Origin of the sequence: Clostridium sartagoforme (assembly GCF_039521405.1) — a bacterium.
Lineage (GTDB): Bacteria > Bacillota > Clostridia > Clostridiales > Clostridiaceae > Clostridium > Clostridium sartagoforme.
The window spans coordinates 1-22,462 of sequence record NZ_BAAACH010000015.1 but is presented as its reverse complement, the minus strand read 5'-3'; the positions used below and the strand labels follow the sequence as shown (position 1 = coordinate 22,462).

Below are 22,462 nucleotides of genomic sequence, written 5' to 3'. Positions count from 1 at the left end.
AAATTAAAGTTAAAATTAATTTGGGAGGAATGAATTATGAAGGAAATATTAAATTTAGAGAATGTTTCTAAAGAATATGGAATTAAAGGGTTTAGAACTAAAGTATTAAACAACATAAATTTTACTGTAAATGAAGGGGATTTTATTTCTATAATGGGCCCGTCTGGAGCAGGAAAAACTACATTGTTGAATTTAATTTCAACTTTGGATAAACCTACAAAAGGTGAAATAATCCTTGATGGAAAGAATATAACAAGGACTAAAAATAAAGAATTATCCAATTTAAGAAGAGATAAAATAGGGTTCATATTTCAAGATTATAACTTATTAGATAATATGAATTTAATGGATAATATAGCATTACCATTAGCTTTAGGTAAAAAGAAAACAAAAGCTATAGAAGATAAGGTAATGAATATTTCAGAAATATTTGGACTCAAGGAGCATTTAAAAAAGTATCCTTATGAACTATCTGGAGGTCAAAAGCAGAGAGGGGCAGCAGCTAGAGCTTTAATAACTGATCCAAAAGTAATTTTTGCAGATGAGCCTACTGGAGCTTTAGATTCAAGATCATCATCAGATTTGCTAGAATCATTAAGTAGAGCAAATAAAGAAAAAAAGGCTACTATTGTTATGGTTACTCATGATGCTATTACTGCAAGTTATTCTAATAAAGTTTATATATTAAGTGATGGAGAAATAAAGTGTCAATTAAATAAAGGAGAAAGTAGAAAAGAGTTTTATGGTAAGATAATCGATATGTTAGCATCTTTAGGAGGTGCTAAATAATGAGCGTATTCAATATAGCTTATAATAATTTCAAAAATAATATAAAAATTTATACTATGTTTTTTATTTCAATGATATTTTCTGTAGTTATTTTAAGTAATTTCTTAATTATGATGAATGGGGATGCAATGAAGGTCCTTGGTGATATGAATGAAGAATATAGTAAGCTTATTTTGCAAGTTATAACTGTTATTTTAGTTATATTTATGTTTTTCTTTATTTGGTATGCATCGAATATATTTTTAAGAAATAGAAAAAAGGAAATTGGTATCTATGCATTTATGGGACTTGATTCATCAGTAATAGGAAAAATATATTTTATTGAGATGATGCTGATTGGAGTGAGTGCATCATTAATTGGAACAATTATCGGGGTTGTTTTATCAAAATTTTTTCAAGTAATAGTTTTTAAAATTGCAGATTTTAATATAGATGTGACATTTAGTGTAAGTATAAGTTCCATAATTTATACTGTAGCAATTTTTATGTGTATATTCTTATTTATGAGTATAAAAGGCTTTATAAGTATAGTTAGAAGTAAAATTGTAGATCTTTTAAATGCAAGTAAAAAGCAAGAAAAGATGCCTAAAGTTAATTTTCTTATATATATAGTTGCAATAATATCATTAGTTTTAATTGGTTATGGGTATTATTTAGTAAATAAAGAAGCAACTGATGCGCTTAAGACTTTAATATTAGTGTGCATTGGTACTTATGGATTGTTTGGAGCTGTTTTCCAAGTAGTATTTAATTTATTAATTAATAAAAAATCTATATTATACAAAGGAGCAAATATTATAACTATAAATAATTTAGCTTATAGATTTAAGAAAAATTATACAGTTTATGCTACTATAGCTATACTAACAGCAACAACTACTACAGTTCTCGGAACAGCTTTTTCAATGAAGAAAACATATGAAAATAGTCAAAGAAATATTACTTTATATTCTTTAGCAATTTCATCTAAAGATGAGTTTAATTCAGAGGAAGTAGCTAATAAATTAAAAGAAATTGGTGAAGAAAAGTATTCTTTAGAAACTAAAGTGTTAAAAATTAAAAGTACATTGAAGGATGTCCCTCAATATCAAAATGATGAATATATAGTGGTTTCTTATGATAACTTATCTAATATATTAAAAGAAAATGGTGATGAAAAAGATTTAGTTAAGTTTAATGAAGAAATGGTGCAAGGTAATAATGCTATATATATTGAAAGACCTGGTACACTTATGAGTTTGCTATCAAATATCAAAGACGTTACATTAAATGATGTTAAGTTTAATATAAGTGAAAGTACTAGAATCAGGATTTTTGGTGAAGCATTAAATTATGTTACGATAATTGTAAATAATGATGAATATGAAAAACTTAGAGAAACAGCTACTGAAATAAACTTCTATGGAATCAAAATAGAAAATGAAGAAAATATAATTAATGTAATAGAGGAAATAGGGAAGAATCTTAATTTGGAAACTACTCAGGGATTTTATGGACAATATGAATTAAAAACAATAGAATGGGTGAAATTTGTTTATGCAATTGGAGGATTCTTATTTTTAGTAATGGTATTGGCAGAAGCTAGTATTATTTATATAAAAATTTATAGTGATGCAAATGAAGATAAGCAAAAATATAAAACACTTCTAAACATAGGAGCTTCCAAGAAAGATATAAGTAAATCTATAAGTAGAGAAGTTGCATTATTTTATTTCATTCCATTAGCAGTTGGCTCAATTCATAGTTATTTTGCAATTAATGTATTAGCTGATTTTATGAAAGAGAATTTAAATTTTGTATATTTAATTAGCTTACTAATTTGTATAGCTATATTTATAGTTAATTGTATTATTTCAATCATGGGATTTAAAAAGATAATAGGAACAAAGAAAAATTAAGTATAAGTAATTCACGAGTGTTTTTAGCAATCGTGAATTTTACTATTTTAATATGAAAATAGTAAATATGAATAAAATGATTTGAAATAACTAATAATAAGTTCATATATGGAAAGGAGATAGGAATATGGATAATGCAATGTTTTGTTATCAATGTGAACAAACAATGGGGGGAAAGGGATGTACTAAGATGGGTGTCTGTGGAAAGACTCCAGAAGTTGCAAACCTTCAAGACCTATTAATATATCAATTAAAAGGAATAGCATGTTATGCTAAGCCACTAATTGATAAAGGAGAGATTATAGATAAAACAGTAGTGGAGTTCGTGGAAAATGGACTTTTTACAACCTTAACTAATGTTAATTTTGATGTTGAGGTTCACATACAAATGCTTAAAGATTCCCAAAAGATAAAAGAATCACTAAGAAGTAAGGCTCCTAAGGGGAACTACTCAGAGCAAGCTACTTATAATTTAAGTGCAACTAAAGAACAAATGTTAGAAGATGCAGTTAAAGCTGGAATAATGTATGATCAAGATATGGATGCGGATGTAAGATCTTTAAGGTACACGATTTTATATGGATTAAAAGGGATATCAGCTTATGGACATCAAGCAAGATTTATAGGATTTTATAGTGATCAAGTAGACCAATTTTATTTTCGAGCTTTAGAAGCAACAACTAATGATAATATTGGAGTAGAGGAATTAATACGCTGGACAATGAGAACAGGAGAAATTGCTGTAGAAGTTATGAGAGTTCTTGATGATGCTAATACAACAAGATATAGTCATCCTACTCCGCATAAAGTAAATGTAAATATTAAAAAAGGTCCATTTATAATAGTTTCAGGACATGATTTAAGAGATTTAGAAATGTTACTTGAACAAACTGAGGGAAAGGGAATTAATATATATACACACGGAGAAATGCTGCCATCACATGGATATGAAGAGCTAAGAAAATATAAACATTTAGTAGGTAACTTTGGTTCAGCATGGCAAAATCAACAAAAAGAATTTGATAATATACCGGGTTGCATACTTATGACCACAAACTGCTTAATGAGACCTAGAGAAAGCTATAAAGATAGAATTTATAGTACTGGAGTTGTTGGATGGGATGGAATAGTACATATAGGTAGAGATAAAAATGGATATAAGGATTTCTCAGAAATAATAAATAAAGCACTTGAATTAGGTGGCTTTGAGGAAGATGAAGAGGAACATGAAATATTAGTAGGTTTTGCACATAAAGCAACATTAAGTCATGCGGAAGAAATAGTATCAGCAGTAAAGAATGGAGATATAAGACATTTCTTTGTAATTGGAGGTTGTGATGGAGCAAGACCGGGAAGGAACTATTATACAGATTTTGCTAGGCAAGTCCCAGAAGATTGCATAATATTAACCCTTGCTTGTGGAAAATATAGGTTTAATAAATTAGAATTTGGAGAAGTATGTGGATTACCTAGACTTCTAGATGTAGGTCAATGTAATGATGTTTATTCTGCAGTAAAGATAGCTACATCATTAGCGGATGCTTTTGATACAGATGTAAATTCCTTACCATTATCAATAGTTCTATCATGGTATGAACAAAAGGCAGTAGCAGATTTACTAGCATTATTGTCTCTTGGAGTAAAGGATATGTACTTAGGACCTTCACTTCCTGCATTTATATCTCCAAATGTTTTACAATACTTAGTAGATACCTTTGGACTTAAACCAATAAGTACTCCAGAAGAGGATTTAAAAACATGCCTTCAACAAATAGTATAAAAATATAACTTTTCAAATGAAAGGAGCTGTTTTTTACAGCTCCTTAATAAATATCTAAAAATTTTAAATTTGATTTAAATCACATTTTTATTTTTATATTTTTTATATAATCTATTCATAGATAAGATATGAAATGTTTGGAGGAATTAATATGAAAAATGAAATAAATAATAAATTAACTTTAGGAGAATGTGTTATTATTTATCCAGCAATAGTAGAAAGATTTAATGATATGCAATTAGATTACTGTTGTGGAGGAAATCAAAATTTAGAACTAGCATTGAAAGAAAAAAACATTGATGTAGATACATTTATTAAAGATATAAATAAAGAGCTTGAAGAATTTATATTTGAGAATTCTTCATATGTAAATTGGAATGAAAAATCTTCAGAGGAATTAATTAATCACATAGTTAATACTCATCATGCAAAGACATTTGAATTATTAAGAGATATAGATCCATTATTATTAAAAGTTTTTAAAGTACATTATGATCATTTACCAGAGGTTTTAACTAAAGTTCATAAGCTTTTTGGTTCATTAAAGAGTGAATTAGAAGAACATTTAATAAAAGAGGAAAAAATACTATTTCCAAAAATGATTAAATTTGAAAATATTGAAGATAAAGAAGAAAAAGAAAAGTTAAAGAAGGAAATAGAAAGCTTTATATCAGAACATGAAGCTGCAGGGGACATACTAAAGGAATTAGCAGAAATTACAGATGACTATAATTCCCCAGAATGGGCATGTACAAGTTTTAAATTATTATATATGAAAATGCATGACCTTGAAAAAGATTTATTTGTTCATATTCATAAAGAAAATAATATTTTATTTAAAAGATATTAATAGAAAGTTTGAGAAAAGTATAGAGGTGAATAATATGGAAAAGAAAAGATTTATTTTAGATAATGGTGTAAATAGAGCTGTTAATGAAGATAGAATAAAAGAATTAACTGTATTTTTATCAAAATTAAATGAACAAGGTTTAACAGAAGAATTAAAGGAAAAAGGGTTAAAGCTTGTTAAGTCAATAAGTCCTTTAGAATTATCTATGGCAGAACAAAGTTTAATAGATGATGGAATGAATGCAAGTGAATTAAGGCATTTATGTGAAATTCATATGTTGGTTTTAAAAGATGAACTTGAAAAATTAAAGAGCAATATATCAACAGGCCATGTTTTATACACAATGGTTGAAGAACATGAATGCTTATTAAAATTCTTAGATGAAATAGAAGAAACTACAAAAGTAATTTTAGCTATGGATAAATATGATGTAGAAAGAGCAGAATTTAATAAAATTCCAGAATTAGCTTTAAATTTATTAAATGCAGAACCACATCATAAAAGAGAAGAAGAAGTATTATTTAAAGAAGTAGAAGAATTAGGTGTTACAGGTCCAACTAGAATAATGAGAATGGAGCACGAAGAATTAAGAAAGAAGAAAAGAGCATTAAGAGATTTAGGAAGGTCTGTAGGAAATATGGAATTTGAAGAATATAAAAAGCAATTAAAAGATATTTCAAATGCTATTTGCTATGAGTTAAGAGATCATATATTTAAGGAAAATTATATATTATATCCAACATCTTTAGAAACTATCACAGATGAAGGAAAGTGGCAAGAAATGAAAGAAAAGTGTGATATGGTAGGATATTGTACATTTACTCCAGAGAATTCAAAATAATATTTACCTCCTTAGCAAAGATATAAACTATTCATTATACAAATTTGTAGTATAATAAGTATAAGTTACTATTTACTAAGGAGGTTTTACTTTGAAATGTGATTTCTGTTGTGAAAAATGTGCAAGTAGATTATATGCACATGAAGTTCCAATATTTGAATCCTTATCAGCAGAGGAATTAGAGAGAATAATAAATACTAGAAAGCATATGGATCTAAAAAAAGGAGAAACTTTATTTTTGGAAGGAGATGAGGTTTCAAAACTTTTTATTATAAGTGATGGGATGATAAAGATAACTAAAAATACAGCTACTGGTAAAGAACAAATTATAAATATATTAACTGTTGGAGATTTTCTTGGAGAAAATAATATATTAGGAGATCCACATCCAAGTAATGTATCTGCAACAGCAGTTAAAAATACAAGCTTATGCACAATTTCAAGAGAAGATTTAAAAGAAATATTATTTAAAAGCCCCTCAATAGCTTTAAAATTTCTTTCAGAATTAAATAAGAGGTTAATTGAAGTAGAAAATTTAACTAGTAATTTATCTAATAATAATCCTGAATTAAGAATAAGCTGTATGTTATTAGAATTTGCGGAAAAGTATGGACAAGAAGTGAATGAGAAGGTGGAAATAACTTTGCCATTAAATAGAGAAGAAATGGCAAACTATTGTGGAATCGCTAGAGAAACATTAAGCAGAAAACTTACTTTATTAGAGAATGAAGGATGTATAAGTATAGTTGGAAATAAAAAAATAATAATAAATAATTTGAGTCTCCTAGAGGAAGCCATTATTTAAAAAATAATATAAAAATAAGCATGACTATATCATATTAAAGCTTAGGATTAATTATGATATAGTCTTTTTCTATTTTATACTTTGTTGAAAGTTAAATATATTCAAAGGATCATATAATTCTTTTACAACTTTAAGATAAGATGAGTTTTTACCATTTCTAGCTAAACAAACAGCTTTGCTTACATCATCAAAATTATTACAATAAAAGATTGAATCAGGATATTTTTGAATTGAGCGATTCCATATTTGCCTGGCCTCATTATATAAAGGATTATCTGGAGTAATTATTTTACTCAATTAAACCACCTTCAAAATAATTATTTATATTACTTACTATAATTTATGTAAAATGATTTCTAATGTTACTATATATAGAAGAATTAGAGGAAAAATGCTATAATATTATTTTAAACAATTAAAAAGTATAAAATATTAATTAAAGTTTAGGAGTAATGTTAGTATGAGTTTAATATTTAATAAGCCATTAACAGAAATAATAAAAGATAGATATTCAGTTAGAAATTATGAAGATAAAGCTTTACCTAAAAATCTAACAGAAGAAATAGAAAATTATATAAGCAAAGTAGATAATCCTTTTAAAGTAAAGGTAAGAATACATTTAATTAAGAAAGATACGTATAAAGATGTAATTAAGCTTGGAACTTATGGAGTTATAAAAGGAGCCAATTACTATTTAGTATCAGCTTGTGAAAAAGAAGAATTTGCATTAGAGGCTTTAGGATATACTTTGGAAAAGGTAATACTATATTGTACTTCTTTAGGTCTTGGTACAGTATGGCTTGGAGGAACTTTTAGTAAAGGTGAGTATGCAAAAGCTATTAATCTTAAAGAAAATGAAATACTACCAATAGTATCTCCGGTTGGATATGAAGGAGGAAAGAAATCATTATTAGCATCACTTATGGCTGATCATAAGAATAAAAGAAAAAGTTATTCTGAAATATTTTTTTATGAAGATTTTAATACCCCACTTTCAAGTGAAGTGGCAGGGGAATATTCGGAAGCATTAGAAATGGTGAGGTTGGCACCATCAGCAATGAATAAGCAACCTTGGAGAATCGTTAAGGTAAAGGATGATCTTCATATATATAATAGCGGAAAAATAGATATGAATAAAATAGATATAGGAATAGCACTTTGTCATCTTAATTTATATATGAATGAAAAAGGAATTTCAGGAGAGTTTAAAGTTACAAATCCTAATATAGAAAGTAAGTATAAGTATGTTATATCTTGGATTAGAAATAAGTAAAAAGGAAGTCTTAGTGACTTTCTTTTTTTTATAAAAATATAAATTATTATAAAGTTGAATAAACAATATACAAATAAAAGAATTAATTTACAAATTAATATATCTAAAATTGATATTATAGTAAGTGTAAAGGGTTTAAAGAACCTATTAAATCTAAAAGAATATAAATAATATTATTAAAAATCAAATTAATTATTTAAGGGTGGGATAGAACAATGGTGCAAGAAAACTTAACAAAAATTCTAGAAAAGAGATTTAACAAGACAATAAAAGAAGCAAGCAACGAAGAAATCTATTTAGCTTTATTAGAATTAACAAAAGGAACTATTAATAAAAAGGGAACTAATAAGGGAAATAAAAAGCTTTATTATATTTCAGCTGAATTTTTAATTGGAAAGTTATTATCAAATAATCTAATTAATTTGGGACTTTATGAAGAAGTTAAAGAAGTATTATCTGCTAATGGCAAAGAATTAACTGAAATAGAAGAAATAGAGTTAGAACCATCATTAGGTAATGGTGGACTTGGAAGATTAGCTGCATGCTTCTTAGATTCAATTGCAACTTTAGGATTAAATGGGGACGGAGTAGGTTTAAACTATCATTTTGGATTATTCCAGCAAGTATTTGAAAATAATAAACAAAAGGCAGTAAAAAATCCATGGATAACTAGTGAAAGTTGGTTAAATAAATCAGATATAAAATTTGAAGTTTTATTTGGAGGATTTAAGGTTATATCAAGCCTTTATGATATAGATGTTACAGGTTATGATAAGGCTTGCAATAAGCTTCGTTTATTTGACATAGACACAATAGATGAAACATTAGTAAAGGATGGTATAAATTTTAATAAGGAAGAAATAAAGAAAAACTTAACTTTATTCTTATATCCAGATGATAGCGACAAAGCAGGACATTTATTAAGAATATATCAACAATACTTTATGGTAAGTAATGCAGCTCAATTAATTTTATTAGAAGCTGAAGAAAATGGATATGATTTGCATAAATTATATGATCATGTAGTTATTCAAATAAATGATACACATCCATCAATGGTTATTCCTGAATTAATTCGTCTTTTAGGAGAAAGAGGAATAGGAATGGAAGAGGCTATTGAAATAGTTACAAAGACTTGTGCATATACAAATCATACAATATTAGCAGAAGCATTAGAAAAATGGCCAATAGAATATTTAGATAAAGTTGTTCCACAATTAATGCCAATTATAAGAGAATTAGATAATAAAGTAAAAGCTAAGTATGATGATGAAAAAGTAGCTATAATAGATAAAGATAATAGAGTTCATATGGCTCATATGGATATTCATTATGGATTTAGTGTAAATGGGGTTGCCGCACTTCATACTGAGATATTAAAAGAAGAAGAGTTAAAGACATTTTATGATATTTATCCAGAAAAGTTTAATAATAAGACAAATGGAATAACATTTAGAAGATGGTTAATCCACTGCAATAATGAACTTACTAAGTTTATAGGTGAATTAATTGGAGAAAACTTTAAAAAGGATGCTACTAAATTAGAAAATTTAATAAAATATATAGATGATAAAACTGTTTTAAATAAGCTTGGAGAAATTAAAAAGAATAATAAAATTGCTCTTAAAAATTATTTAAAAGAAACTCAAGATGTTGAAATAGATGAAAATTCTATATTTGATATTCAAATAAAGAGACTTCATGAATATAAGAGACAACAAATGAATGTACTTTATATTATTCATAAGTATTTAGATATTAAAAAGGGAAATATTCCAACAACTCCAATAACAATGATATTTGGAGCTAAGGCAGCACCAGCTTATATAATAGCTCAAGATATAATTCATACTATCTTATGTCTACAAGAAATTATAAATAATGATCCTGAAGTTAACAAGTATTTAAAAGTTGTTATGGTAGAAAATTATAATGTAACAAAAGCATCTAAATTAATTCCAGCTTGTGATGTTTCAGAGCAAATCTCTTTAGCATCTAAAGAAGCTTCTGGAACAGGTAATATGAAGTTTATGTTAAATGGAGCATTAACTTTAGGTACAGAAGATGGAGCTAATGTTGAAATACATGAATTAGTTGGAGATGATAATATTTATATCTTTGGGGAATCAAGTGAAACTGTTATTGAACACTATAAAAAAGCAGATTATGTTTCTAAGAAATATTATGAAAAGCCTGCAATAAAGGAATTAGTTGACTTTATAGTAAGCGATGAAATGATAGCAGTTGGAGATGAAGAAAACTTAACAAGACTTCATAAAGAATTAATCAATAAGGATTGGTTCATGACATTACTAGATCTTGAAGATTACATCAAAACTAAAGAAATAGTATTTAAAGCTTATGAAGATAGAGAGACTTGGAATAAAAAAGTTTTAGTTAATATTAGTAAAGCCGGATTCTTCTCTTCAGATAGAACTATTGAACAATACAATAATGAAATCTGGAAATTAAAGTAGAAGATCATTATAAATTACAACTACAAGTAAAAAAAGCTGCAATTGCAGCTTTTTTTATTTAAAATTAACTTCACGTTCAGGAATTGTATATTTCAAATAGTTTTCTATTTCTTCCAAAATATTATAATTTTTAGGATCTGTAATAAGACAAGTATAACCACTATCTCCAGCACGAGCTGTTCTTCCTATTCTATGAATATAGCTTTCAACACTTTCTGGTGCATCATAATTATATATGTGAGTAACTCCAGTAACATCTATTCCTCTTGAGGCAACATCAGTTGCAATTAAATATTGAATCTCACAATCTCTAAAAGATTTCATTATCTTTTCTCTTTTATTTTGAGGAACATCACTATGTATTTTAGCAGCTTTTATACCTTTGGCAGCAAGTTTTACTTCTAGTTCATCAGCTCTTCTTTTAGTTCTACAAAAGATAATAGACATAAAAGGATTATCTTCTTCTAGAATCTTAACTAAAGCATCTACCTTCCATCTATCCGTAGTTTTAACTACTTCTTGTTTAATATTGGGAATTTCAGATTCTTCATTTTCTGTAATATCTATGATAGCTGGATTATTCATATATCTATAAGCTAGTTTTTTTACTTTAGAGTCTATAGTTGCAGAAAAGCAAAGAGTTTGAAGCTTTTTAGGAGCGTAAGACATTATTTTTTCAATTTCATTTTTAAATCCCATTAAAAGCATTTGATCAACTTCATCAATAACAACTGTATTTAGCTTACTTAAACTTATACTTTTTCTTTCTAAATGATCAAGTAATCTTCCTGGAGTTGCAATAATTAAATTAATGCCTTTATTAAGTTTTTTTAATTGAGAACCAACATCTTTTCCACCGTAAGCAGCTAAAATTCCTATATCATTTATATTAAATTTATTAGCTTCTTCAGTTATTTGGATTGCTAATTCTCTAGTTGGAGATAAAATTAGAACCTCAGTGTTTTTAGAAGTATTATCTATTCTTTGAAGTATAGGTAATAAAAATGCTAGGGTTTTTCCAGTTCCAGTTTTTGATTTTCCTATAACATCTTTTTTGCTAATTATTTCAGGAATAACATCCATTTGAACTTTAGTAGGTGTTATAATACCATTATTTTTTAATGAATCAATTAGTTTACTATTTATTTTTAAATCTTTAAAATCCATATTTATATCCTTTCCTACATTTAGTTTTTAAGTAGAAATATGTAAGATTAATTTTTCTTAGAGTAAAGCGACAGAATAAGTAAGTTTACATGTGTCCACTTTTGTATAAAATTATAAAAATAAAGTGGAGCTTGGTAATCCGGCGAAAGACAAACCAAGCTCCACGGTAATTAGCACTTTACGTACCAACTGCCTAATAAGAATAACATTAAATAGATAAAAAAGCAACAAAAATTTTAAAATATTAGAAATTAAAAAGGGATTTGGAAGAATAATTTTACGGTTAAGTAAAAGTTTGCATGAATTATTCATTTATAAGGATTTTTTAAGCTTAAATTTAGGAAATCTTTATTTTTATATGAAAAATATTTTAAGAAGTTCATCTTATACTAAAATTAATAAATTCTTATTTATCTTTAAATAAGAAAAATCATTTTAAGAAGGAATGAGTTAATGAATAAAAGTAAAACAAAGCAAAAGATAGGTTTAAGTTTAATAATACTCTTAGTTATAACAATAGTAGTATACTTAAAATATAGTGGTATTTTAGGATATATGACTTCATTAGAACAATTAAAAGCCTATATAGAAGGGTTTGGTAGTAAGGCTTATATAGTATTTTTTATATTACAATTAATATCTATTATTATAGCTCCAATACCAAGTAATGTAACTGCAGTAGCAGGTGCTATGATATTTGGAATGTGGGGTTCGTTTATTATAACTACTTTAGCTATAATTTGTGGTTCAGCTATCGTGTTTTCATTATCAAGAATATATGGAAAAGCATTTACAGAAAAGTTTGTGAGCCAGAAGTCTTTGAAAAAGTATGAAAACTTAATAAATTCTTCAAAGGGAGAAATTACTATAGCTTTAATGTTATTATTTCCATTTTTTCCTGATGATATAATTAATTTTTTAGTAGGGCTTAGTGGAATGAGCTTTAAAAAATATTTCATTATATTAATACTTACAAGGCCATGGGAAATCTTAATAGCATCAGCAATGGGGTCAGCAAGCATAACAGTACCATTATGGATATGGGGAATAATAATAGCCGTATCTATAGTTTTAATTATTAATAGCAACAAAATAGAAGATAAATTAACTAAGATAATTAAAGCAATATAAAGCATTTATCAACTAACAATCAAAAAAAATAAGCTTAAAAGAAGAATACTAAGGGAAAAGGTCTTTAGAAATTCTTTAGAAATATAAAGAGTTTTTCTTAATTATTTAGAAATACTATTAAGTTAAGATGTAACTTTATTAAAAGTTCTTATAGGATATAATAGTTATATATTAAGAAATGAAGGAGAAAAATTATGAATTCATATAATATTTTGGTTGTTGAGGATGATAAGGAGATTGCTAGAGCAGTAGAAATATATTTGAAAAATCAAGGATATAAGGTTTTTGTAGGACATAATGGTATAGATGGGCTAGAAATAATAGAAAAACAAATAATACACTTAGCTATTGTTGATATAATGATGCCATTAATGGATGGAATACAGATGACAATTAAACTAAGAGAAAAGTATGATTTTCCAATTATAATGTTATCTGCAAAATCAGAAGAAATTGATAAGATAATGGGACTAAATATAGGAGCAGATGATTATGTTTCCAAGCCTTTTGCGCCTCTAGAATTAATCGCTAGAGTGAACTCACAAATTAGAAGATATTCCAGATACTTAAACTTAGTTGGCACAGAAAAAGAAGAAGTTAATAAAGAGGATATCTATAGTATAGGAGGACTTGAACTTAATGTTAACAAAGTTGAGCTTACTGTTGATGGCAGTTTAGTTAAAATTACCCCTATAGAATTTAAAATTCTTCAATTGCTTATGAAAAGCCCTGGAAGAGTATTTTCTTCCGAAGAAATATATGAAAGAGTATGGAATGAAAAAGCAATAAATACAGATACAATAATGGTACACATAAGAAACATAAGAGAAAAAATAGAATTCGATCCAAAAAATCCGAAATATTTAAAGGTGGTGTGGGGAGTTGGATACAAAATTGAAAAACTCTAAAGAAAAATATTATATAAGTGGAATAGTTATTTTAATCATTATGATGCTTTCGATAATAATGGTTTCTTTATATGAAAGAATAGATAGTATAGCTAAAGATAGCAATCAAGGAACAAGATATGAATATATACAACATGATTTATATAAAAGTAATTTTGTATTGAATAAACTTCTTATTGAAAAAGAAACAGGAAAATCAGTAAATTACAGTGATTTGTATTTAAGTGAAAAAGTCAAAAAAAATACAGATACATTATTAGTATATGAAGAACAATTTAAAAATTTGAAAACAAGGTTAACTAATGATTTGAAAAATTTAGATTATCTAATAATAGATAATCTAAATAATGAAAAATTAACAAATACCAAACAAGACTTATCATTACTCATAAATAGTAACATAAAAAATCAAGACATATTAAATTATTACAATTATTATATAGTAATTGAATTTGATAGTGAAGGAAATGTAAATATTAAAAATACTAATCAATATGGATATAACTATTACAGTAATAAAAATGGAAACTTAAAAGGTTACTTGGGATTAGATTATGAAGAAGAAATAATAAATCCTAAAAATGTGACTATAGTTTATGGAATACCTAAAAACTTATCATATTCCGATGACGATATTTACTATAATTCATTAAATATAGGAAATTGGGTTTATGGAGATGCGCTAGCTCCTTATGCAATTATTATTTATGCAGTAGTAATATTAATGTCCTTAATAATTTCTTATAAGAAATCTAAGGAAGATAAGATAATATCAAAGTTGTTAAACATCCCTTTAGAAATACTGGCAACTTTAATAATATCAATAACAGCATGTGTCAGTTTATCACCAGAAATTATATATGGAACATTATATAATACAGAAGTTATTAATGGACTTAAGATATATGGATTAAGCGAATCAGTTTCTAGATATGGTTTGTATATCATTAATGTAATATATTGGATAGCTTTATTATTTTCAGCTTTCATAGCAATTTCTTTATTAAAGCATATATTTAAGAAAGGAATTATAAAGTATATAAAAGAAAATACTTTAGTTGGTAGATTTACATTATTTATAATTAGAAAATCAAGAAGTGTTATGAATAATTTATCCAAAATTGATTTTAATGAAAATAGCAATAAATATCTTTTAAAATTAGTAGCAATTAATTTTGTAATAGTAATGTTTTGTAGTCTTCTATGGTTTGGAGGAATATTTGGAGCTATAGTATATTCAATAGTACTGTTCTTCATATTAAGAAAGTATATGAGTGAAATAAAAGAAAAATATAATATTTTATTAGAAGCTACAAATAAAATTGCCGGAGGAAATTTAGATGTAGAGATAAAAGAAGACTTAAAGGTTTTTGAACCATTAAAAGATGAACTTCAAAAAATACAAAAAGGATTTAAAAATGCAGTTGATGAGGAGGTGAAAAGTCAAAGAATGAAAACAGATCTTATATCTAATGTTTCTCATGATTTAAAAACACCATTAACATCAATAATTACTTATATAGATTTACTAAAGGATGAAAATATAAGTGAAGAAAATAGAAAACTTTATTTAGATACATTAGATAGGAAATCTCAAAGGCTTAAAAATTTGATAGAAGACTTATTCGAAGTAAGTAAGGCAACAAGTAAAAATGTGCAATTAAATATATTGAATGTGGATATAGTTTCGCTTATGAAGCAAACACAATTTGAATTAAGTGATAAAATTGAAGAATCATCATTAAAGTTTAAATGGAATTTCCCAGAAAATAAAGTAATAGTACCTTTAGATAGTCAAAAAACCTTTAGAGTATTTGAAAATTTATTAATAAATATAGTCAAATATTCAATGCCAAATTCAAGAGTTTTTATAGATATAGTAGATGGCAATGAAGAGGTTTATGTAACATTGAAAAATATGTCAGCAAATGAAATAGACTTCACATCAGAAGAAATAGTAGAAAGATTTGCTAGAGGAGATAAATCAAGAAATACAGAAGGGTCAGGGCTTGGATTAGCAATAGCAAAGAGTTTTGTTGAGCTTCAAGGTGGAAATTTAAATGTAGAAATAGATGGCGATTTATTTAAAGTAACATTGAAATTTAAGAAGTAATAAAAGAATCACTAATATCTATGGGATATTAGTGATTTTTCTTAATGAAGTAAGAGATGTAATAGGTATTAATTATTTTAATAAGAAGTAAAAATGAAGGAATTGATAGTTTAGGGAATAATATTTTTTAAAATATTGAAATAGTTTGTCTGATTAACTATAATAAGTATGATTAAAAGTTTGTAGGAGGATTAACAAATGAGAAATTTTAAGAAATTATTATCAATAATTTTAATATCAATGTTCTCAATTATTTTAATTGGATGTAAAGGTAATGAACAGAATGAAGAAGTTTTAGTAGAAGATACAACATTAAAAATAGGTCTAATGCCAGCTGTGGACACAGCCCCAATACTTATTGCAGAAAAAAATGGATATTTTGAAGAAGCAGGAATAAATGTAGAAATAGAAATATATACTAATGCTCAAAATAGACAAAGTGCTCTTCAAAGTAATGCTATAGATGGAGCAATGACAGATTTTATAGCAGTTGCAACTAATGTTGATGGTGGGTTTGACATAAAGGCAACAACAATGACAGACGGAATGTTTCCTGTACTAGCAAATGAAGGAGCAACTGATAAAAAAGAGATAAAAGTAGGTATGATGGAAGTAAGTGTTTCCAATTATTTAATAGATAAGTGGCTTGGAGATAAATATAATGTGGAAAAGGTATTTATAAATGAGATACCAGCTAGACTTGCGGCTTTAAAAAGTGGTGAAGTTGATATGAGTTTATTCCCAGAGCCAGTAGCTTCAAATGGAGAGTTACAAGGTTTAAAAAAGAATATATATGGAATGGATGATGAATTTTCACCTGATTGCTTAGTATTTACTGGGAAATCTATAAAAGAAAAACCAAAAACTATAACAGCTTTCCATGAAGCTTATAATAAAGCTGTAGATGAAATTAATAAAAACCCTGAAATAGCAAAAGAGATATTAATTGAAAAAATACCAAATACAAATCCTGCTGTAAAAGATATTATGGTATTACCAACATATAAAAAAGCAGCCCTTCCAAGTGACGAATATTTACAAAGTATAATAGACTGGACTGAAAAAACTTTAAATAAGGATTTATCAGTAAAGCCAGATGCTTTATTAGAAGGAAAATTTGTAAAGTAATATGATAAGGATAAGTGATTTAACCGTTAAGTATAAGAATGAAATAGCAATAGATAAAATGAGCTTATCTATTGAAAAAGAGAAAACTTATGCAATTATAGGGAAATCAGGATGTGGAAAGACAACCCTGCTATACACTATAGCAGGGCTTATTTCTAATTATGAAGGGAAATTAGAAATAGAAGGGGAGACTTCTTTAATATTACAAAACTTAGGGTTATTTAATTGGTTTACAGTATATAAGAATGTAGAACTTGGACTAAATAAATATAATTGTACCAAAAAGGAAAAAGAGAAATTAGTTAATGATGTATTAAAAGAGTTAGATTTAATAAGTTTAAAAGATAAATATCCCAAGGAACTAAGCGGAGGGCAAAAGCAAAGAGTTGCAATTGCAAGAACAATAATAAGAAATCCGGAGATATTATTATTAGACGAAGCAACATCAGCTTTAGATTCTATAAATAAAGAGAAAATTCAGGAGCTACTTTTAGAAATAAGAAATAAAAGAAAAAATACAATGATTTTAGTTACACATAGTATTGAAGAAGCTGTTTTTTTAGGTGAGTATATAATAGTCATGAAAGATGGAAGAATTCATAGTCTAATTAATAATAAATATTTTGGTGACAAGGATATAAGAAAAAAACAAGAATATATGGAGATATGTAATGAAGTAAGAGGGAAGCTTTATGATTAAGGATATATTATTAAAAATAATAAAGGGGTTTTATGGAGTAGTAATTATAGTAGTATTATGGTATTTATTAAGTATATTAATAGGAAGTAACATGGTTCCATCTCCTAAAACTACTATATATGAATTATTAAGATTATTAAAAAATGAGTTTATATATCATATTTTATATAGTATGTATAGAATATTAGGAGCAATATTGATATCATTAATTATAGGAATTCCTGTTGGTATAGCTATTGGAATGAGTGATTTAATAGATAAAATAATATCACCAGTAGTATATTTATTATATCCAATACCAAAGATAGCATTCTTACCTATATTTATGGTAATGTTTGGAATCGATGATAAATCTAAGATAATATTAATGGTTACTATAATTGTTTTTCAAATTTTAATAGTAACAAGAGATGCAGTGAAAGAAACAGATAAGGATGTACTAATATCAGCTAGAGTTATGAAATTTACTAAAATTGATACAATAATAAAAGTGATAATTCCATCAATAGCTCCAAAAGTATTTTCAGCTTTGAGAGTAAGTATAGGAATCGCAATTTCAGCTTTGTTTTTTAGTGAAAATTATGCAACTAAATATGGTATAGGGTATTATATAATGAATGCATGGTCAATGGTTGATTACAAAGGAATGTTTGCAGGAGTATTAGCTCTTAGCATTATGTCTCTTATTATATTTAAAATTATAGACTTATTAGAAAAGAAAATATGTCCATGGGTATAAAAAATAGCTATATCGATTTTGATATAGCTATTTTTTATTTTATAGATAATTATATTTAATTTTATTTTAAGGTTTCTATGATAAAATCGTATTATATAAATAAAAACAAATAGAATTTAGGAGCTAATTTCCTTATTTATAACATAAAGGAGGATAAGTATGAGATTATTATTAGTAGAAGATGAAAAAGAATTATCAGAAGCATTATTTCAAATATTAATGAATAATAAATATTCAGTTGACTCAGTTTATGATGGTGAAGAAGGCTTGGATTATGCTTTAACAGGAATATATGATGTTATAATTTTAGATATTATGTTACCAAAGTTGAATGGAATAAGTTTATTGAAACAATTAAGAAAAGCAGGGATATCTACTCCAGTAATTATGCTTACAGCTAAAAGCCAAATTGAAGATAGGGTACTGGGGCTTGATTGTGGAGCAGATGATTATTTAACCAAGCCTTTTGCAACAGAGGAGTTACTTGCAAGGTTAAGGTCTATAACTAGAAGAAAAGGAAATGTAGTAAATGACAATGTATTAACTTATGGTGACATAAGATTAAATATAGAAACTTATGATTTAGATGTTAACTCTGAAAGTATAAGGTTAACTTTAAAGGAATTTGAGATAATTAAGTATTTTATGGAAAGACCTAAATGTGTAGTTAGTAAAGACGATTTAATAACTAAACTATGGGGATTTGATTCAGAGGTTGAGTATAACAATATAGAAGTATATATTTCATTTATAAGGAAAAAACTAGCATATTTAAACTCTAAAGTAAGCATTATCACAATAAGAGGTGTAGGCTACAGAATGGAGGAGTAATTTTGTTTGATAAGTTAAAGAAAAAATTTATATTTATAAATATGTCTTTGTTAACATTAGTGTTTATAGCAATTTTTGGAACAATATATATTTTTACAGCAATAAGCATGGATAAAGATTTAGAAAGAGAATTAAGGAGTACAATGTTTAATCCACGTAAACCGGCACCCGATTCTCCAATGATGGCAGGAAGCATAATCATAGAATTGAATTCTGACAATACAATATCAACAGTAATAAAATACATAGAAATTGATAGCGAAGATTTAAATAATACAATAGATAAAATTATTAAAGGAGATAAAAAGTTTGACAGGATAAAATTAGCAGATAATAGCTATGGGTATCTGAAGGAAACTACTCTTAAGGGAACTAAGATTATATTAATGGATAGAGAACCACAAATAAATACTCTTTCAAGTCTCTTAAAAGTATTTATAGCTATTGTTGGTATAAGTTTAGTGATTTTATTATTAATAAGTATCTATTTAACTAATAAAACTATAGAGCCTATAAAAGAAAGCTTTGAAAAACAAAAGCAATTTATTGCAGATGCGTCACATGAATTAAAAACTCCTCTTGCTATTATAAGAACTAATACATCTTTAGTTTTATCTAATAAAGATGAAACTGTAAATAGCCAAATTAAATGGATAAATTATATAAATAATCAAACTGAAAGAATGGCAAAATTAATAGATGAAATGTTATCATTAGCTAAGCTCGATACTGGTAGAGAAATTATAGAGTTTTCGATATTTGATTTAAGTAAATTATTAAACAATATTTTATTAACATTTGAAGCAGTTATATTTGAGAGCAAAATTGAATTAGAGACAAATATTTCAGATGATATATTTGTAAGGGGAGATAAGGAAAGTATAAAAAAAGTATGTATAATACTATTAGATAATGCAATTAAATACACAAATCCTAATGGGAAAATATCTGTATTTCTTAATTTAGACAAAAGTAGAATAAAGTTAATAGTTAAAAATACTGGAGATGGTATAAAGAATGAGGAGTTAGATAAAATCTTTGAAAGATTCTATAGAATAGATAGCTCAAGAGCTAGAGAAACAGGTGGATATGGATTAGGTCTTTCAATAGCGAAATCTATAATAGAAAGTCATAATGGAAGAATTTATGCAGAAAGCGAATTAGGGAAAGATACTACATTTGTGATAGATTTAAATTGTGAAGCAATTTATTAGTGAAAAGTTAAGAGTGAAAAAGTGAAAAGTTGAGGGTGTTTTGCTACGCAAAACTTAAATTCCAATTGGTGCAAATCACCTTTTATTCAAAAATCCTGTAAGAATTTTTTTATTCAACTCTTTCACTCTTTCATTTTTCACTTATAACATTTTGCTTCGCAAAATTTTGCAATTTACAAAATTAAAACAAAAGTTCCAATAGTAATAAAAATTCCACCTATTATAGTTTTAGTAGTAATAGCTTCTTTTAATATTACAAAAGCTAATATCATAGTTATTACAACACTAAACTTATCTATGGGAACAACCTTTGAGGCTTCTCCTATTTGTAATGCCTTATAATAAAATAACCAAGATAATCCAGTAGCTATACCAGATAAAATTAAGAAAATCCAGCTTTTTTGACTTATATTACTAATTTGGTTTAAGCTACCATTTATAAAAACTATTCCCCAAGCCATTAGTAAGACTACAACGGTACGAATTGCAGTAGCTAAATTTGAATTTATGTTTGCTATTCCTATTTTAGCTAAAATAGATGTAAGGGCGGCAAAGAAAGCTGAGAGTAATGCATAAACAACCCACATATGAGCAACTCCTTTAATATTAAATTTTTTTATCAATATAAAATCCTCCATAAAATATATAATTATCATTTAATTATATATTAGCATTAAATATAAAAAATATGATTATAACGAATAAAAAATATAAATTTTAATGAATTTAAAATAAGAAATAAAGAAAATATATAAATAATTTAAAAATATACATAAAATGAACAATTAAAGCATTATATATAATAAAGGGATATTTAAATATAAATTTAAATTTAATAATATTTAATACTTAAAAAATTATTAATATTAATGATAAAAAGAGGATAACTTTAGTAGAGTATAGAATTAGTAACTGTATCAAACTTTATGGAGGGGGTAGTATGGTATTATCAACTAATCCGGCAGTTAGACTATACGAAATTTTAAGTGAATCAAAAGAATTTTGCAGTAATAATGCTAATAAACAAAGCAGATTTAGGACGGTAGAATCAGTTCTTGCTCAAGTTTTTGACTTAGATATTAACGATGACGAGAAAATATTTAGATCTATCATACAAATTATTGAAATGATAGAAAATATAAAAAAACTAACTAACAAGATTGAAAGCAATTCGAAAGATGAGTTAGTAAGATCTCTTACTAATTTTGAAAAAAAGGTTATGGCTATAGGATTAGATGATGATGCACACAAGTTAGATATTATAATTACAAAAGAAATATTGATATCTATAAATGGCTTAGCATTAGCTTTAGATGTATGTAATCAATATAGAAATGTTGAAGAAGAAAATTTGATGAAGTTTAAAGAAAAGATACAAACTTTAGTAGAGGAACTTGAAGAATTAGAGGTAAATGAGGAACTGAAGTTATTTTTGAATGATGTACTTAGTAATTTATACTATAAGATAGAAGAATACAAAATATATGGAATAGATGGCCTAAAATCATCTATAGAACAAGGTTTGGGAAGTATAATGCTTAATAAAAATATTTGTGAAGAAGCGTATAAAAATAAAAGTTTTAAAGAAAATATAAAAAAAATTTTAAGCTTGCTTACAAGCATTAATACTACTATTTCTTTTGTAAAAAATATAATACCAATAGCTCAAGATGCCAGTGATATAGTAAATAGATTATTAGGTTAGAATAGATATAAATAAAAATACCGTTTATTTTATAAACGGTATTTTTATTTCAGACTGCTGACAAAGTATTAGCAGTCTTTAATTTTATACAAATATGTAATATAATTAAAAAT

General features: G+C 26.3%; 20 protein-coding genes. 17 read left to right on the top strand and 3 right to left on the bottom strand.

Annotation, left to right across the window (positions count from 1 at the left end):
- Nucleotides 1-36 precede the first annotated feature (36 nt).
- From ABDZ60_RS07125 to ABDZ60_RS07100, 6 genes are all read left to right on the top strand, one after another.
- On the top strand, nt 37-789 hold the full coding sequence (locus tag ABDZ60_RS07125) for an ABC transporter ATP-binding protein (protein WP_343777154.1): 753 nt from the start codon (nt 37-39) through the stop codon (nt 787-789).
- Complete coding sequence (locus ABDZ60_RS07120; protein ID WP_343777152.1) at nt 789-2,687, top strand: ABC transporter permease; 1,899 nt, start codon at nt 789-791, stop codon at nt 2,685-2,687. The genes ABDZ60_RS07125 and ABDZ60_RS07120 overlap by 1 nt, the downstream gene beginning before the upstream one ends.
- A gap of 127 nt (nt 2,688-2,814) precedes the next feature.
- Entirely contained in the window at nt 2,815-4,467 is a 1,653-nt protein-coding gene (hcp, locus tag ABDZ60_RS07115) for a hydroxylamine reductase (protein ID WP_172655035.1), read from the top strand.
- Between the two features lie 151 nt (nt 4,468-4,618).
- Entirely contained in the window at nt 4,619-5,317 is a 699-nt protein-coding gene (gene ric / locus ABDZ60_RS07110) for an iron-sulfur cluster repair di-iron protein (RefSeq protein ID WP_047002190.1), read from the top strand.
- Nucleotides 5,318-5,351: 34 nt separating this feature from the next.
- Nucleotides 5,352-6,158, top strand: coding sequence for a DUF438 domain-containing protein (locus tag ABDZ60_RS07105; protein WP_343777148.1), 807 nt, complete (start codon nt 5,352-5,354; stop codon nt 6,156-6,158).
- Between the two features lie 91 nt (nt 6,159-6,249).
- Entirely contained in the window at nt 6,250-6,963 is a 714-nt protein-coding gene (locus ABDZ60_RS07100; RefSeq protein WP_047002189.1) for a Crp/Fnr family transcriptional regulator, read from the top strand.
- Nucleotides 6,964-7,032: 69 nt separating this feature from the next.
- Here ABDZ60_RS07100 and ABDZ60_RS07095 read toward each other — a convergent pair whose 3' ends face one another.
- Nucleotides 7,033-7,260 carry a BBE domain-containing protein gene (locus ABDZ60_RS07095; RefSeq protein ID WP_047002188.1) on the bottom strand — a complete coding sequence of 76 codons (228 nt, stop codon included), beginning with the start codon at nt 7,258-7,260 and terminating at the stop codon, nt 7,033-7,035.
- 163 nt (nt 7,261-7,423) lie between these two features.
- Between ABDZ60_RS07095 and ABDZ60_RS07090 the strand changes: the two genes are divergently transcribed.
- Both ABDZ60_RS07090 and ABDZ60_RS07085 read left to right on the top strand, forming a co-directional pair.
- Nucleotides 7,424-8,236, top strand: coding sequence for a nitroreductase family protein (locus ABDZ60_RS07090; RefSeq protein WP_343777145.1), 813 nt, complete (start codon nt 7,424-7,426; stop codon nt 8,234-8,236).
- A 215-nt stretch (nt 8,237-8,451) separates the two neighbouring features.
- Nucleotides 8,452-10,713, top strand: a complete 2,262-nt coding sequence (locus tag ABDZ60_RS07085; protein WP_343777143.1) for a glycogen/starch/alpha-glucan phosphorylase — start codon at nt 8,452-8,454, stop codon at nt 10,711-10,713.
- Between the two features lie 54 nt (nt 10,714-10,767).
- Here the strand turns inward: ABDZ60_RS07085 and ABDZ60_RS07080 are convergent, their stop codons facing one another.
- Complete coding sequence (locus ABDZ60_RS07080) at nt 10,768-11,880, bottom strand: DEAD/DEAH box helicase (RefSeq protein ID WP_343777141.1); 1,113 nt, start codon at nt 11,878-11,880, stop codon at nt 10,768-10,770.
- Between the two features lie 453 nt (nt 11,881-12,333).
- Between ABDZ60_RS07080 and ABDZ60_RS07075 the strand changes: the two genes are divergently transcribed.
- The 8 genes from ABDZ60_RS07075 to ABDZ60_RS07040 all read left to right on the top strand — a co-directional run bounded on the left by ABDZ60_RS07075 (nt 12,334) and on the right by ABDZ60_RS07040 (nt 20,644).
- A complete protein-coding gene (locus ABDZ60_RS07075) occupies nt 12,334-13,011 on the top strand; it encodes a TVP38/TMEM64 family protein (RefSeq protein ID WP_047002184.1) in 678 nt (225 codons plus the stop codon).
- Between the two features lie 194 nt (nt 13,012-13,205).
- Entirely contained in the window at nt 13,206-13,919 is a 714-nt protein-coding gene (locus ABDZ60_RS07070; protein ID WP_047002183.1) for a response regulator transcription factor, read from the top strand.
- Entirely contained in the window at nt 13,894-16,032 is a 2,139-nt protein-coding gene (locus ABDZ60_RS07065) for a sensor histidine kinase (protein WP_052954007.1), read from the top strand. The genes ABDZ60_RS07070 and ABDZ60_RS07065 overlap by 26 nt, the downstream gene beginning before the upstream one ends.
- Before the next feature lie 198 nt (nt 16,033-16,230).
- Nucleotides 16,231-17,160, top strand: a complete 930-nt coding sequence (locus tag ABDZ60_RS07060) for an ABC transporter substrate-binding protein (RefSeq protein WP_047002182.1) — start codon at nt 16,231-16,233, stop codon at nt 17,158-17,160.
- 1 nt (nt 17,161) lies between these two features.
- The gene (locus ABDZ60_RS07055; protein WP_047002181.1) at nt 17,162-17,860 is read left to right on the top strand and encodes an ABC transporter ATP-binding protein; all 699 of its coding nucleotides are present in this window, start codon (nt 17,162-17,164) and stop codon (nt 17,858-17,860) included.
- Nucleotides 17,853-18,599 (top strand): ABC transporter permease, encoded by a 747-nt coding sequence (locus tag ABDZ60_RS07050; protein WP_343777136.1) that lies wholly within the window; start codon nt 17,853-17,855, stop codon nt 18,597-18,599. The genes ABDZ60_RS07055 and ABDZ60_RS07050 overlap by 8 nt, the downstream gene beginning before the upstream one ends.
- A gap of 159 nt (nt 18,600-18,758) precedes the next feature.
- On the top strand, nt 18,759-19,430 hold the full coding sequence (locus tag ABDZ60_RS07045; RefSeq protein WP_016208334.1) for a response regulator transcription factor: 672 nt from the start codon (nt 18,759-18,761) through the stop codon (nt 19,428-19,430).
- 2 nt (nt 19,431-19,432) lie between these two features.
- Entirely contained in the window at nt 19,433-20,644 is a 1,212-nt protein-coding gene (locus ABDZ60_RS07040; protein ID WP_343777134.1) for a sensor histidine kinase, read from the top strand.
- Nucleotides 20,645-20,817: 173 nt separating this feature from the next.
- Here ABDZ60_RS07040 and ABDZ60_RS07035 read toward each other — a convergent pair whose 3' ends face one another.
- A complete protein-coding gene (locus ABDZ60_RS07035; RefSeq protein ID WP_047002204.1) occupies nt 20,818-21,231 on the bottom strand; it encodes an EamA family transporter in 414 nt (137 codons plus the stop codon).
- 353 nt (nt 21,232-21,584) lie between these two features.
- Between ABDZ60_RS07035 and ABDZ60_RS07030 the strand changes: the two genes are divergently transcribed.
- Nucleotides 21,585-22,349: a hypothetical protein gene (locus ABDZ60_RS07030; RefSeq protein WP_047002178.1), complete on the top strand. Its 765-nt coding sequence runs from the start codon at nt 21,585-21,587 to the stop codon at nt 22,347-22,349.
- Nucleotides 22,350-22,462: the final 113 nt, after the last annotated feature.